The 13,877-nt window shown below is 53.6% G+C and carries 14 protein-coding genes; all 14 read right to left on the reverse strand.

Annotated elements, in window-relative coordinates; all coding sequences use genetic code 11:
- A partial coding sequence (locus tag B4A77_RS10985) for a DUF1846 domain-containing protein (RefSeq protein WP_290740680.1) occupies positions 1 to 705 on the reverse strand: 705 nt, incomplete at its 3' end.
- A 227-nt stretch (positions 706 to 932) separates the two neighbouring features.
- Positions 933 to 2,546 carry a glycosyl hydrolase family 8 gene (locus B4A77_RS10990; protein WP_290740683.1) on the reverse strand — a complete coding sequence of 538 codons (1,614 nt, stop codon included), beginning with the start codon at positions 2,544 to 2,546 and terminating at the stop codon, positions 933 to 935.
- 209 nt (positions 2,547 to 2,755) lie between these two features.
- A complete protein-coding gene (locus B4A77_RS10995; protein WP_290723285.1) occupies positions 2,756 to 3,166 on the reverse strand; it encodes a M67 family metallopeptidase in 411 nt (136 codons plus the stop codon).
- A 67-nt stretch (positions 3,167 to 3,233) separates the two neighbouring features.
- Complete coding sequence (locus tag B4A77_RS11000) at positions 3,234 to 4,043, reverse strand: HesA/MoeB/ThiF family protein (protein ID WP_290729048.1); 810 nt, start codon at positions 4,041 to 4,043, stop codon at positions 3,234 to 3,236.
- The gene (thiS, locus tag B4A77_RS11005; RefSeq protein WP_072810170.1) at positions 4,043 to 4,249 is read right to left on the reverse strand and encodes a sulfur carrier protein ThiS; all 207 of its coding nucleotides are present in this window, start codon (positions 4,247 to 4,249) and stop codon (positions 4,043 to 4,045) included. Before thiS ends, B4A77_RS11000 begins: the two co-directional genes overlap by 1 nt.
- Before the next feature lie 14 nt (positions 4,250 to 4,263).
- The gene (locus B4A77_RS11010) at positions 4,264 to 4,509 is read right to left on the reverse strand and encodes a sulfurtransferase TusA family protein (RefSeq protein ID WP_072810168.1); all 246 of its coding nucleotides are present in this window, start codon (positions 4,507 to 4,509) and stop codon (positions 4,264 to 4,266) included.
- A gap of 199 nt (positions 4,510 to 4,708) precedes the next feature.
- A complete protein-coding gene (locus tag B4A77_RS11015; RefSeq protein ID WP_072810166.1) occupies positions 4,709 to 5,668 on the reverse strand; it encodes a serine O-acetyltransferase in 960 nt (319 codons plus the stop codon).
- Between the two features lie 104 nt (positions 5,669 to 5,772).
- Positions 5,773 to 7,515 (reverse strand): SufS family cysteine desulfurase, encoded by a 1,743-nt coding sequence (locus B4A77_RS11020; RefSeq protein WP_290740686.1) that lies wholly within the window; start codon positions 7,513 to 7,515, stop codon positions 5,773 to 5,775.
- A complete protein-coding gene (locus tag B4A77_RS11025) occupies positions 7,502 to 8,467 on the reverse strand; it encodes a family 2A encapsulin nanocompartment shell protein (protein ID WP_073115771.1) in 966 nt (321 codons plus the stop codon). Before B4A77_RS11025 ends, B4A77_RS11020 begins: the two co-directional genes overlap by 14 nt.
- A gap of 125 nt (positions 8,468 to 8,592) precedes the next feature.
- Positions 8,593 to 10,071 carry a ThiF family adenylyltransferase gene (locus tag B4A77_RS11030; protein ID WP_290740690.1) on the reverse strand — a complete coding sequence of 493 codons (1,479 nt, stop codon included), beginning with the start codon at positions 10,069 to 10,071 and terminating at the stop codon, positions 8,593 to 8,595.
- A gap of 119 nt (positions 10,072 to 10,190) precedes the next feature.
- Entirely contained in the window at positions 10,191 to 10,568 is a 378-nt protein-coding gene (locus B4A77_RS11035) for a M67 family metallopeptidase (protein WP_290740693.1), read from the reverse strand.
- Between the two features lie 9 nt (positions 10,569 to 10,577).
- Complete coding sequence (locus B4A77_RS11040) at positions 10,578 to 11,435, reverse strand: 4Fe-4S binding protein (RefSeq protein ID WP_290740696.1); 858 nt, start codon at positions 11,433 to 11,435, stop codon at positions 10,578 to 10,580.
- A 16-nt stretch (positions 11,436 to 11,451) separates the two neighbouring features.
- Positions 11,452 to 12,678, reverse strand: a complete 1,227-nt coding sequence (locus B4A77_RS11045; RefSeq protein ID WP_290740697.1) for an O-acetylhomoserine aminocarboxypropyltransferase/cysteine synthase family protein — start codon at positions 12,676 to 12,678, stop codon at positions 11,452 to 11,454.
- Between the two features lie 123 nt (positions 12,679 to 12,801).
- The gene (locus B4A77_RS11050) at positions 12,802 to 13,860 is read right to left on the reverse strand and encodes an ABC transporter ATP-binding protein (RefSeq protein WP_290729057.1); all 1,059 of its coding nucleotides are present in this window, start codon (positions 13,858 to 13,860) and stop codon (positions 12,802 to 12,804) included.
- Positions 13,861 to 13,877 lie beyond the last annotated feature (17 nt).

The raw sequence follows: 13,877 nt of genomic DNA on the forward strand, positions 1-13,877 counted from the left end.
GTTCACATCGTTCAGGTCGGCGGTCGCCGCCTCGTACGCGAGGTTCACCGGATGCTTGAGCGGGATGTTCCAGATGGGGAACGTTTCGAACTTCGCGTAACCGGCCTTGATGCCACACTTGTTCTCGTGATAAATCTGCGAGAGGCACACGGCCATCTTTCCACTCCCGGGGCCGGGAGCCGTCACCACCACAAGTTCGCGCGTCGTTTCGACAAATTCATTCTTGCCGTAGCCGTCGTCGCTTACAACCAAAGGAATATTGCTCGGGTAACCCGCAATCGGGTAGTGGCGGTAAACCTTGAGTCCCAGTCCTTCCAGCTTCTTCTGGTAGGCAACAGCACTCGGCTGTTCCTGCCAGCGGGTCAGCACCACAGAGCTCACGTAGAGGCCATAACCGCGGAACGCGTCAATCAGGCGGAGCACGTCCTGGTCGTAGGTAATGCCGAGGTCGCCGCGGACCTTGTTCTTTTCGATGTCACCCGCATTAATGGCGATAATGACTTCGGCCTTGTCCTTGATTTTTTCGAGCATGCGGATTTTACTGTCGGGCGCAAAGCCAGGCAGCACGCGGGATGCGTGATGGTCATCGAACAGTTTTCCGCCAAATTCCAGGTAAAGTTTTCCGCCGAATTTCGCGATGCGCTCGGCAATTTTTTCGGACTGCGTCTTGAGGTACGCTTCGTTATCAAAACCTACTTTAAACATCTTTTTCTACCGATTCAAAATTAAAATTCAACGTTCCAAAAATAAAAAATTTTCAGCACAGCCGCAGTCTGATTTACGAAGTAAAAAACGCCTTTCCTAAAAATGTTTTCGGGAAATTTTTCTTTTTTCTAATTCGTTAAGTATCAAGAAATTAAGCGCACCACCAAAAGAAAAATCGAGGCAAGCGGCAAGCTCACCCCGATAAACAAGCAACAAACAACAGAATTTTATTTCGCGATCTTGTGGACCTTGCCGCCGACGTTCACGAACAGCACGCCCCGAGCGCTGATGCGGATTTCTTGATTCACAGAAGTGATTTCCGAAGCCTTCAGCACACGGCCATTGAGGTCAGCAACAAAGAATTTCGTTCCGACCGCTGCGCCATCGATAAAGAGCGAGTTGCCGGACGCATGGACCTTCACGTTGCCGAGAGAAGCCGTGGCAATCACCTTTTCCGGTTTCTTCACCGTCACCTCGTAGAGCTTGCACGATTCAAACGCATGGAACGTGGTGTCGTTTTCATAACTTACGCCATTGTATTCACCTTCTGCCGTCTTTTTCTCGACCTCGGGCTTTTCCTTCCAGATCTTGAAGTTACCGGTGAGATGGAGCATGGCGAGGTAATGCACCAGGCCGTCGTAATAACGCTGGCTGCCCACGATGGGCTTGGAATCCCAGGCCTTCTGCAACACCTTCTTCACCAGATCCTTGTAGCCCTCTTCTTCAAGCAGGGCGTAGGTAGCAACCGCATTCGCGCCCGCCTGGCCGATGGTGAAATCGCCGTATCCGTTGGTGCCGTCCCAGTTGAAGTGGCCGTGCCTGTAGCCGTCCTTCTCGAAGAAGTCGGTAATCACCTTCGCGATTTTCGTTTGGCGTTCCATATCCACGCCGAACAGGTAGCTGTCCATGCCGTAGTTCATGGGGCAACGGATGGCATCGAACGCATACTTCGTAGAATTGTCGCTAAAGGCGTAGTGCGGAGTCCCGTCGAAGTTGCTGTAGTCGCTACACAGGCCCGACTGCGGGTTTGCGGAATTGTAGATGTGGTCGCGGGTGGCCTTCGTCGCCTTTTTCCACTTGTCGGTGTTGGTGTCGGACCAGCGGCTGAACAGGTCCACGAATGCGGGCAAACTGTAAGAGGCGTCGCCCCAAGTGTTGTTGCCGTCGCTCGGCTGGAACGTAGCAATGAAGGACTGTTCGCTGTACAGGGATTGGCCGTTGCCTTTCCAGCAGGCCCTCAAGATGCTCTGTGCGTCCTTCATGTAGTTCGCGTCGTCCCAGCGGTTGGCCGCAAACAAAAGCGCCATCATGAAGTAGATTTCGCCGTCGGGAGCGTTGCCCCAGTCGCGCACGGAACCGTCGCGGTTCGCCTGCCACGCAAAATAGCCGGAACCACCCGTGGCAGGATTGCTCCACATGTGTTTCTTGGCCCAGTTCCAGAGTTTGCCGAACTGTTCCTTGTGGTTGGTCTGCACGGCAATCATCATGCCGTAGCTCATGCCCTCGGAGCGAATATCGTTGTTGTTTATATCGACAATATAGCCGCCGTCGTTGTCTTCGTAATACACGGTCTTGTCGTTCTGGCCGCCAAAGTAATGGTTCCAGAGTTCATCCAGCTTGTCCTGGATGTCCTTGTCCGTCTTGCCGAGGAAAGTCTTGAACGGGCTCGTGTAATCGCCCGTGTAGTAGGCACCCGTAGACTGAGAACCGTCCTTTTCGCAGTCGGGGCCAAAGTAGGCTCCGCTATCGTCGAAGAAGGTGCCAGTGTATATTGAATTCTCCGCCGCAATGGCCATAGAGGCACACAGCAGAGCTACCGAAAATACGGATAGGTTTTTCATTTTTCTCTCCAATCGGATTGTTTCAACCTATCCATAACAAACCCATGTATAATATAGATAAGGGAGGCCCGATTTCATCTACCGCACAGAAAAAGCCGTTGTTAGCCAAAACAACGCAAATTCGGCGTTTTTGCGTTAAAAAAAGCAAAAAAGTGCCTCCAGGGCAGGAATTTCGCATAAGCCCCGGAGGCACCGTTGTACGGAGATCTTTAGGCGATTACAAGCCCTTCGTTCGTGGCGGTATCGCCCTCGATGTGGAAAGAATTGAGCACCGGATGTTCGCGGTCCATGAGCGAAAGGATCAAGTAGCTCGCCCTAGAATCGTAGGCAAGACGCTTGTCTTCTTCCGACGGGCGCGAAGGGGATTCCGGATGGGAATGCCAGTTGCCCAGCGGCGAGAGGCCGTTTGCACGCATGTCCTTGATGGCGGCAAGCTGTTCCTTGGGGTCCAGCGAAAAATGCTCGTTGGAATGGTCGATATTCGTGAGCAGGTAGACCTTCTCGATATGCTTGTCGCTACCTTCGATGCGCCCCGCAATCAGCCCGCAGGCCTCTTCGGGGAGGTTCTTTTGGGCGTGCGCAAGGATTTTTTCGTATTCAGATTTCGGTAATGTAATCATTTGAAATAATTCCTATGACCATCTATCGTCTTTCGTCTATAGGGCGAAGCCCGTTCTTTCATCTAATTTAGTGTTTCAAGTCGCAGACCGCCTGCTCGTAGTCGATGAGCTGGGTGATGGTCGGGTGCGTGCCGCACACGGCGCAGTCTTCGGTATGCGTCGGCAGTTTCACCTTGCGGAATTCCATCGTGAGCGCATTGTAAGTGAGCAGGTAACCCGTGAGCAGATTACCCACACCGAGAATGTACTTGACAGCTTCCATCGCTTGCAGGCTACCGATGACTCCGCCCATGGCGCCAATCACGCCCGCCTGCTTGCATGTCGGCACGGCATCTTTCGGAGGGGGTTCCTTGAATACGCAGCGGTAGCAGGGGCCCTGGCCCGGAACATACGTCATGAGCTGTCCCTGGAAACGGATGATTCCCGCATGGGAGAACGGTTTCTTCGCCATCACGCAGGCGTCGTTAATGAGGAACTTCGCCGGGAAATTGTCCGTGCCGTCGATGATGAAATCGTAATCCTTGATGAGGTCGAGGATGTTCTCGCTGGTGACGAAGGTGTGGTAAGTAACCACCTTCACGTCGGGGTTCATCGCTTCCATCGTCTCTTTCGCGGACTGCACCTTGGGCTTGCCTACATCGGCCGTCGCATGGATAATCTGGCGCTGCAGATTGGAAAGGTCAACCACGTCGGCATCGGCAATGCCGATGGTGCCCACGCCTGCTGCAGCAAGGTACATCGCCACAGGAGCCCCGAGGCCACCAGCGCCAATCACGAGCACCTTCGCATTCAAAAGCTTCTTCTGGCCCTTCGCGCCCACCTCTTTCAAGATGATGTGGCGCGAATAGCGCTCCAGCTGTTCGTTAGTAAAAGCCATTAACAGCCACCTCCCATGAAATAGAGGAACTCGACGCTGTCGCCGTCCTTGAGCACGGCCTTGTCAAACGTTCCGCCCTCAACAAATTCCTCGTTCACCGAAACCGTCACGTAAAGCGGGTTGTCAATTTTCTCGGCTTCAATCAGTTCTGCGACGGTGAGGCCGTCCTTGTATTCTTTCTTGTTTCCTGCAACAGTAATAATCATTTTATACTCCTTGGTTAGTCGCCGACCTTCTTCACGATGAGCGTGTAGGTTCCGTCCTGGTTGTCGTCAAGTTTCAAGATTTCGTGACCCTCTTCCTTGATGCTGCGCGGCACGTTCTGCACCGGTTCGCCGTCGTTCAGGCGGATAGAAAGGATTTGGCCTTCTTCCAGTTCCTCGAGGGCGACCTTCGCCTTCACGAAAGTAGTCGGGCACACGACATCGGTAATGTCGATGGTATCGTCGATTTTTATTTCTGCCATTGTTGTTTCTCCGTACATTGTTGTTTTAATCTGGCCCAAATATAGAACGCGTTTTCGCACGCGTCCAATACATTGTTTTTATGCTGAATTATCGGTTTTTTCTATAGCAAGTTGCCATCCTGTGATTTTTTGATGACGTTAAATTAATTCAGAGCACATTAATCTTTCGTCTGTAGCGAGTTTGCGAGCGATCTTTCGTCTAAATAATGTAGTACCACTCCTCGCTCTGGGTAATTTCTTCCGTCTTGTGTTGCTTATCGGTAGAAACGTAGTCCATTTCGAGGCTCTTCATGCTCACGCGAGTATTGGGCGCGACAGAACTCGTGATGAAGGCACTGCCACCGATAATGGCATTTTCGCCTACAACCGTATCGCCGCCTAGAATGGATGCGTTCGCGTAAATAGTTACGTTGTCTTGAATGGTCGGATGACGTTTTTTGCCGGAGAGGCGCTGACCCCCGCGCGTCGAGAGCGCACCGAGAGTCACGCCCTGGTAAATCTTCACGTTATTGCCAATAACCGCAGTTTCGCCAATCACAATGCCCGTACCATGATCAATAAAGAAGTACTTGCCGATGGATGCACCTGGATGAATGTCAATTCCCGTCTTGGAATGCGCATACTCAGTCATGAGCCGCGGGAGAACCGGAACGTGCAAAAGGTAAAGTTCATGGGCAATGCGAAAGATGGTTGTCGCCATAAGGCCCGGATACGCAAGAATAATTTCGTCGAGGCAGCCGGCTGCAGGGTCGCCATCAAAAGCGGCATGCAAATCGGTTTCAAGACATTCGCGAATCCAAGGAATCTTCGCGAAAAATTCCTTGCAGATGCGGTAGCTTTCAATCTTGCGCTCGTCCGAAGTCATGGTACCACGGAGCTTGCAATAATCAAGCGCGATGGCCACCTGCTTGTGGAGGTGGTAAAAAGTATCTTCGATAATGACCGCGAAACTATTCTTCGGGTTGTAAATCTTGTGCGAGCGGTCCCTGAAATGTCCGGGATAAACCACACGGATCAGGTTCTGCAAAATCGTCTGAATCTCGGCCTGGTCGGGTCGATTATAGATGTCAATGTTGTCGATATGCTTGCCGCGATTGTAATCGGCAAAAATCGTCTGGACAGCTTTTTCGACTTCTGATTCCTGGATAAGTTCGTGCATGACAAAATTCAGGGTAAAAATTTAAGGAATAGTGTGGAATGTGAAATGTGAGATGTGAAATGAAATTATCTTCACTCCACACTACACATTCCACACATCACATTTTATGCGAACGTCTTCAACGCCCTCACGAGAGCGTCGATGTCGTCCGGCGAGTTGTACAGCGCAAGCGTCGGGCGTACGGTACTTTCGTAACCGAAATGCCTGAGCACCGGCTGTGCGCAGTGGTGACCAGTACGCACGGCAACACCATAGGCGTCGAGCCTCTTGCCCACTTCTTCGTCGGAATAACCGTCGAGTTTGAAGGCCAGAGCAGAGGCCTTGTTGAGTGCCGTACCTACAAGGTGCAGACCCTTGACAGTCTTCAGTTCCTTGAGGCCATACTGCAGCAGTTCATGTTCCCAGCGGAACACGCAGGGCATCCCGATTTCGGAGAGGTACTGGAGGGCTGCACCGAGGCCAACAGCGTCGGCGATGCTTCCGGTTCCCGCTTCGAACTTGTTCGGAATCCCATTGTAGATGGTGCGCTCGAAGGTCACATCGGCAATCATGTTGCCACCGCCGTGGTACGGGCGGGCCGCTTCAAGCAATTCCTTCTTGCCGTAAACGACGCCGATACCGGTCGGAGCAAACACCTTGTGTCCGGAGAATACGAAGAAGTCTGCGTCGAGGGCGGAAACGTTCACCGGAATGTGCGCGATGGACTGCGCACCGTCAATGAGGATTCTCACGCCGTGCCTGTGGGCGATGGCAATGAGTTCCTCGATCGGTGTCACGGTGCCGAGCACGTTCGAAACGTGAGTCACGGAGACGAACTTGGTGCGCTTCGTGAATAGCGCCTCGTAATCGTGCAGCTTGAGCTGGCCGGTGGAATCGCAGGGGATCACCTTGATGATTGCGCCTGTTTCTTCGGCAATGAGCTGCCACGGCACAATGTTGGCGTGGTGTTCCAGGATAGAGACGATGATTTCGTCGCCCGGCTGGAGCGTCGGCTTCACGTAGGCGTTAGCCACCAGGTTGATAGCTTCGGTAGTACCGCGCACGAACACGATTTCCTGCGAAGACGGGGCCCCGATAAAGTCGCGCACGATGTTACGGGCGTTTTCATAGGCATCCGTCGATGTAGCCGCCAGCGTATGGGCGCCACGGTGCACGTTGGAGTTCTCGTTTTCGTAGTAGTACTTGAGACGGTCAATCACCACCTGCGGGCGCTGCGTCGTAGCACCGTTATCGAGCCAAACGAGAGGATGCCCGTTGACCTGCTTCGAAAGAATCGGGAAGTCGCTACGGATTTGCGCAAGATTCTTGGAACCGATGCGGATGGATTCGTTGCGGGAATTGGAGCCGCTGTTTGCAGAACCCGTCTTCACGGAATCGCCACCGAGAGATGTCGGAGCGTCGATCGGGCGAGCGTTCTGGGCAGCCTGCGTCTTGGACACGACCTTCGGGGAGTATCCTTGAGCCGGTGCGGGGGCCGCCGGGACATCGCCAAACTGCGACACAAATTCCGCTTCGGGAACCGCAGGGGCTTCCACGGAGTTGAGCCAGGCATCGGTGGAATTGCCGCCATAAGCGAACGGAGCCGAAGAAGTCGGCTGGTCGCCATAGGTCGCAAACGGATGTTCCCAGTCGAATGCGGGAGTCTGGTTGATGGCAGCAGCCCCTTGGGCAGCGCTCACTCCCTGAGCCGCCGAAGCGTTCTGCACTTCGGGTGCCGCGGGAGTTGCAGCATAAGCACTGTCCGTCAAGTCGGGAAAGTACTCATTTGCCAACTGCTCCAGTTCAGCCGCATTGGGAACTCCGGCGAGCTCTTCCAGCGATCTGGTATCTGGATTATTCGTAATCATAGTATTCGCCAACCTCTACGTCTTCAAGGACTGCAATGGCGTCGTCGGCAAGGATAGCCGCAGAGCAGTACAGGGAAAGCAGGTAAGAAGCAACGCCCTTGTTGTCGATGCCGCGGAAACGCACGGAAAGGCCACGAGAGTGTTCATTCTTGAGACCGGCCTGGAAGAGGCCAATCACGCCGCGCTTGGCTTCGCCAGTGCGCACGAGCAATATATTGGTCTTGCCGCCCTGGGACTTTGGATTCTTCACGCCGTCCACGAGAAGCTTGTCGGTCGGAACGAGAGGAATGCCGCGCCAGGTGAGGAACTTGCCACCGGCGATGTCCACGACAACGGGCGGCACGCCACGGCGGGTGCATTCGCGTTCGAATGCGGCAATGGCACGCGGGTGAGCAAGGAAGAAGGACGGTTCCTTCCAGACCTTCGAAATGAGTTCGTCGAGATCGTCCGGTGTGGGGCGGCCGTCGGCGCGGAGCGGCTGGATGCGCTGGGAATCAGCCACGTTCTTCAGCAGGCCGTAATCGTCGTTGTTGATAAGCAGGCTTTCCTGACGTTCGCGGAGCGATTCGATAGCGAGGCCGAGCTGTTCCTGAACCTGGTCGTACGGAGAGCTGTAAACGTCTTCGATGGCCGTGTTCACGTTGATAATCGTAGAGATAGAATTGAGCTTGTATTCGCGCGGTTCGGTTTCGTATTCGACATAGCCTTCCGGAATAATGTCGGTTTTCTTGGTCTGGCTGCAAAGAACATCGAGCGGGGTTTCGCCTTCCACGACCTTGTTCACACGGAACAGGCCCGTTTCGAGACCCTTGAATTCAAGGAACTTGGTGAGCCACTTGGGAGTCAGCGCACCAAATTGCGGCTTGGTCTTGGTGACGTTCGCCAGGTTGTAGGCAGCCTTTGCGCCAAGCGCATTGATGCCGGTTTTCTTTTCTGTAGCTTCATTTGCCATAGTGGTTTACCTCTTGGGTTTGTGTTAAGTGTTGCACCCCGTCATCCTGGAGGCCGAAGGCCGATAGGATCCAGTGCAGATTTTTGAATTCCTATTAGTTCTATAGGATTTTGCGAGAAAAAATTTTACAGCCATGCGCCTTCGTGCGAGAACATGATGTCCTTCATGGCATCAACGCCGCCTTTAAGGTTGTAGAGCGGCCCCGTGTAGCCCGCCTCGCGCAAGGTGTTGATGGCGAGAATGCTTCGCTTGCCCTGCTTGCAAATGAAAACCGTATCCTTGTTCGGGTCCAGTTCTTTTTGCCTGCGGGCCAGCTGCCCGATGGGAATCACAATGGCGTTCGGGAAGCGCAAAATCGCGCGTTCATGCGGCTCGCGCACATCCACGATAGTCATCGGGTCGCCATTGTCAATCTTCTTCGCGAGTTCTTCGGGAGTAAAGCCCTCCACCGGAATTTCGTTTTCGGTCTTGAGCCCGCAAAGTTCATCGTAATCGATTTCCTCGACATCGGTAATCGTCGGGTTGTTCCCGCAAATAGGGCAGTTCCTGTCGCGTTCCACCTTCAAGATTCGCGAAGTCAGGTACAGGCTATCAATATGCAGGAGCTTCCTGTTCAGGTGCTCGCCGATACCGAGAATCAGTTTGAGCGCCTCGTTGGCCTGGATGCTCCCGACAATGCCGGGAAGCGGACTGATTGCACCACCTTCGGAACAGGAGGGAATAAGCCCTGCCGGCGGAGGCGACGGGAATTGGCAACGGTAGCACGGTCCGCCGTCCAGATTGAAAATGCCCACCTGGCCCTCGAACTGGTAAATCGCGCCGAACACGACAGGAATGCCGTGCAGCGCACACGCATCGTTAATGAGGTAGCGCGCCTTGTAGTTGTCGGAGCAGTCGATCACCAAATCGTAACCGTCAATCTGTTCCAGAATATTCGAAGAATCTAGCTGCACCTTTTCGGCGATAAATTCGATATTCCTGTTGATGTTTTTTACCTTGTCCTTGGCGGAGGCGACTTTCGGGCGCTTGATATCGCGGGAACCGTGAAGTACCTGGCTCTGCAGGTTTTCGAGCGAAACCTCGTTGAAATCGATGACCTTGATGGTCCCGACACCCGCCGCGGCTAGGTACTGGATTACAGGCGACCCGAGCGCGCCCGCACCCGCGACAACGACCTTGGCCGCCTTGATGCGTTTCTGGCCCTTCACGCCAATTTCCTTAAGCATCAGGTGCTTGCCGAAGCGTTCCACCTCGCTGTCATCGAAGGCGACTTCCTTGCGCCTCTCGTCCGAAATGAGACTTTCGACCGCAGCGCTCTCCGCTTCTTCAACAGGCGCCCCGCCCGCAATCGCAGGCAACAACAGGATTTCCGTTTCTTCGGGAAGCGGCGTTTCCCAGAGGGTTTCCACCGTCAGGTTCTTGCCGTTGACATAAATCTGAATAAAGTTCCGGAGCTTGCCACCATCATCGTAAAGGACGTTCTTGGCATCCGGATACATGTCCAAAAGGATGGCGAGAGCCTTCCGTACCGTGCTCGCGGGAATTTCAATCCGCGCATTTCTACCAAAAAAATTTCTAAGGGTAGCCGAGATGTATATTTTCACTTTTTCCTCCGTACAAAAAAAAGTGGCATTTTGAACAAAATAATCAACAGGATTATTTCAACGCGAAATATAGAACCGAATTTTGCCTATGTCCAATACTTAATTTTTATGCAGAATTATCAGTTTTTCTTATAACGCCTATAACTTCTGATGTCGGCAACACCCTCTCTTGTCACGGAAATTATCACGTAAACAAGCCCTGGGACCATATTTTCGACATCTTCCCTGGACGGGATCGCCTCATAATCGGGGTGCGAGTGGTAAAAACCGACGATTTCAAGCCCGCTTCCCTCGATTTCCCGCTCCACCTGGTAAAGAAAGAGAGGGTCCGCCTCGAAATGCGTCCCTCTCCCCTCTCCCTGAATCCGGTTAGGCAAAGCACATATTTCCGTCACCTCGAACTTGCCGTCCGGGGCGTTTTTCCCGAGCAAAATCCCGCAACATTCATGTGGATAACTTTGCCGGGCCTCTTCTGCAATACGTTGCTGCCAGCTCATTTCTTAACGCTAGACACTCGCTTCCAGGATTTTCTTCGCAAACACGTCGCGACCGATGCGGTCGATGGTGTACTTGAAGCGTTCACCGGGTTTCGCGTTCTCGGCAAAGAACGTGATGGCCGCATCGCAGATGTCCAGTAGTTTTTGCTTGTCTTCGACGAAGGGGACAATCGTTTCGCCCTTGTTGATATTGTTGCCGAAAAGCCCGCCGAAGGAGACGATGTAGCCGTGGGTATCTTCCCAGGCATCCGTCGGGCAAGACTTGTAGCAGCGACCGCAGAAGTTGCACTGCGATTCGTCGAAGATGACCTTCTTGTTTTCGACCTTGATGGCGCCCTTGCGGCAAGTCTTTGCGCAGAGCCCGCAGCCGATGCACTTGTCCTCAATCCACTTGACCTTGATGGCCCCCTTGATGCCCACGTCGTTTTCTTCGGCCTTGAGGCAGTTGTTCTGGCAACCGGTCACGCCGAACTTGAACTTGTGCGGGAGTTCGCGTGCAAAATAGCGGTCGTCGAGTTCCTTGGCAAGTGCGTAGGTGTCGATACACCCGCTCGGGCAAACGGCTTCACCCTGGCACGCCGTGATGGTTCGCACGCGGGGGCCGCAAACGCCCGGTTCCACGCCGCCTTCGGCCAAGGCTGCCTTCACGTCTTCCACGTTTTCGAGTTTGATGAACGGGATTTCGACGCTCTGCCTGGAGGTCAAATGGGCGTAACCTTCGCCGTACTTGTCGGCGACTTCCGCGATTTTGGCGAGTTGTGTTGCGGTCAAATTACCGCCCACCACGCGTACGCGAAGCGAGAAGTTGTTCTTCTGCTTCTGGCGCATCCAACCGCCCTTTTTAAGAGTTGCATAATCCGTTGCCATATTTTTGTGTCTCCGTTTAAATCTTCTTTATAGCCTGTTCGAAATCTTCCTTCAGATCCTCGATATTCTCGATACCGATGCTCACGCGGATAGTCCCTTCGAAAATTCCCGCATGTTCCTTCTGTTCCTTGGAACTGTGCGTAAAGATGGTGCTTTCCGGGTGTATCACCAGCGTGCGGATATCCCCGATATTGGTGGCGATGGTGGCGTACTTGAGCCCATTAATCAGCTTGAACGCCCGTTCCTTCGTGCCTGCATCAATCGTGAGGATTGCGCCTCCCCTGCCGCCAAGCTGCTTCTGCACCAGGTCGTAATAGGGGCTGCTTTTCAGGGCCGGATAGTTGACAGAAACGTCATCAAAGCCCTGCAAAAATTCCGAGAGTTGCAGCGCGTTGCTGCAAAGGCGATCCATGCGCAGGCCGAGAGTCTCGAGACCGAGCGAATTGAGGAAAGACGTCTGGGGAGCAACGCAGCAGCCCACGTTGCGCCAGATTCCGTTGCGCAATTTCGCGATATAGGCGAACTTGCCAAAACGCCTGTATTCCTCGAGGCCCTTGTAGCGGGCGTAATCCCAAGGGAAGTTCCCGCTATCGACAATGAGGCCGCTAATCGCAGAACCGCTGCCGTTAATGTACTTCGAAGACGAATGCACAACGATATCCGCGCCGAAATCGAAGGGATGCACAAGGTACGGGGTCGCCGTCGTGCTATCGACAATGAACGGGACACCGCCCTCGTGGGCAGCATCCGCTACGGCCTTCAAGTCAACAACGTTCAGTTTCGGGTTCCCGATAAGTTCGGTAAACACCGCCTTAGTCTTTTCGTTCAGCTGTTCGCGGACACTTTCGGCTGTCACTTCGGTAACGAACCGCGTCGTGATGCCGAACGCCTCCAGGTCGTGGAACAGGTCGATAGTGCCGCCAAAAAGCCCGGCACTCGCAATCACCTCGTCACCCGCGTGCAAAATGTTCAAAAGCGAGATAGTCACCGCGGCCATGCCCGAAGAGCAGGCCACCGCGCCAATGCCCTTCTCGAGCGACGCGATTCGGCGTTCAAAGGAATCGTTCGTGGGGTTCGCGATGCGCGTATACGCAAAACCTGGAGCCTTGTTGTTGAACACGGCTTCGAGTTTTTCGGCAGAATCCTGTGAAAAGGCGCTCACCTGGTAAATCGGCGCAAGCGTAGAACCGCTACATCGGTCACTACCAAAATTCTGGTGCAATAAAGCAGTATTGAATTCCATTCAGCATGTCTCCGTACATTTTTTTATCCGCAGCCAAATATAGAACGGGATTTCAACCCCGTCCAATACTTAATTTTTATGCGGAATTATCAGTTTTTTCTATAACAAAGCCGCATCCGTTCGTTAAATCACCACCACCGGCTCACGCAGCGACTTGTTTTCGAGCAGGGTCGCGGTATCGCCCTGAGTCACGAACATGCGATAGATGAACACATCCACCTTCTCGCCCACCTTGATTCTCGGCTGATCGAAGGAGCGCCGCGCCGTAAGCAAGACCCCGTTCACGCGGACGCGCAGTTCGATACCGTAACCACGGAAATCCACTTCTTCCACGACGCCTTCTTCTGCAGAATTCTTGTACTTCTGCACTTCAGTTTTCTTGGTGACCTTCACGAATTCCGGGCGCACAATCGCATTTTCCGCATTCTCGAGGATGTCAAAACGACGGAAATTACTATAGTCCTTGAAAATGCTGGGCTGGCCAAAGAACGATGCCGTAAAGGCGGTTTTCGGGTTGCTGTAAACCTCGTACGGCGTGCCCACCTGCTCGATGCGGCCCCTGTTCGTGATGATGATTTCGTCGGCGACTTCGATGGCTTCGTCCTGGTCGTGGGTCACAAAGATGCTCGTGACGCCGAGCTTCTGGATCATACCCTTGAGCCAACTGCGCAGTTCCTGACGCACCTTCGCGTCGATAGCGGCAAAGGGTTCGTCGAGCAGGAGCAACTGCGGATTGGGAGCGAGCGCACGCGCAAAGGCAACACGCTGGCGCTGCCCGCCCGAAAGTTCGCTCGGGTAACGTTTCTCGAGCCCGGAAAGGCCCACCAGTTCCAAGAGTTCGTGGACGCGTTCCTTGATTTCATTCGCGGGCTTTTTCGCAATCTTCAAACCGAAGGCCACGTTATCAAAGACGGTCATGTAGCGGAACAATGCGTAACTCTGGAACACGAACCCGATGCCGCGCTTGCTCGCGGGCACATCGTTGATGACCTTCCCGTCGATGATGATTTCGCCGCTGTCCGGGTTCTCGAGCCCCGCAATCATGCGGAGAATCGTCGTCTTGCCCGAACCGCTCGGGCCCAGAAGGCCAATGAGTTTCCCCTTCTCGATGCCGACAGTCACATCGTCCGAGGCCTTGAAATTTCCGAAATGCTTGTTGATATGTTTGAGTTCGACGTACATAAAATCTCCTTTCAAGG

Source organism: Fibrobacter sp. UBA3718 (genome assembly GCF_002371935.1).
In the GTDB taxonomy this organism is placed as follows: Bacteria; Fibrobacterota; Fibrobacteria; order Fibrobacterales; family Fibrobacteraceae; genus Fibrobacter.

Excerpts from the sequence above, each read along its gene's own strand:
- B4A77_RS11050 (WP_290729057.1), bottom strand. The coding sequence starts at position 13,860 with ATGTACGTCGAACTCAAACATATCAACAAGCATTTCGGAAATTTCAAG.
- B4A77_RS11010 (WP_072810168.1), bottom strand. The coding sequence starts at position 4,509 with ATGGCAGAAATAAAAATCGACGATACCATCGACATTACCGATGTCGTG.
- B4A77_RS10995 (WP_290723285.1), bottom strand. The coding sequence starts at position 3,166 with ATGATTACATTACCGAAATCTGAATACGAAAAAATCCTTGCGCACGCC.
- B4A77_RS10990 (WP_290740683.1), bottom strand. The coding sequence starts at position 2,546 with ATGAAAAACCTATCCGTATTTTCGGTAGCTCTGCTGTGTGCCTCTATG.
- B4A77_RS11045 (WP_290740697.1), bottom strand. The coding sequence starts at position 12,678 with ATGGAATTCAATACTGCTTTATTGCACCAGAATTTTGGTAGTGACCGA.
- B4A77_RS11020 (WP_290740686.1), bottom strand. The coding sequence starts at position 7,515 with ATGATTACGAATAATCCAGATACCAGATCGCTGGAAGAGCTCGCCGGA.
- B4A77_RS11015 (WP_072810166.1), bottom strand. The coding sequence starts at position 5,668 with ATGCACGAACTTATCCAGGAATCAGAAGTCGAAAAAGCTGTCCAGACG.
- thiS (WP_072810170.1), bottom strand. The coding sequence starts at position 4,249 with ATGATTATTACTGTTGCAGGAAACAAGAAAGAATACAAGGACGGCCTC.
- B4A77_RS11000 (WP_290729048.1), bottom strand. The coding sequence starts at position 4,043 with ATGGCTTTTACTAACGAACAGCTGGAGCGCTATTCGCGCCACATCATC.
- B4A77_RS11040 (WP_290740696.1), bottom strand. The coding sequence starts at position 11,435 with ATGGCAACGGATTATGCAACTCTTAAAAAGGGCGGTTGGATGCGCCAG.
- B4A77_RS11035 (WP_290740693.1), bottom strand. The coding sequence starts at position 10,568 with ATGAGCTGGCAGCAACGTATTGCAGAAGAGGCCCGGCAAAGTTATCCA.
- B4A77_RS11025 (WP_073115771.1), bottom strand. The coding sequence starts at position 8,467 with ATGGCAAATGAAGCTACAGAAAAGAAAACCGGCATCAATGCGCTTGGC.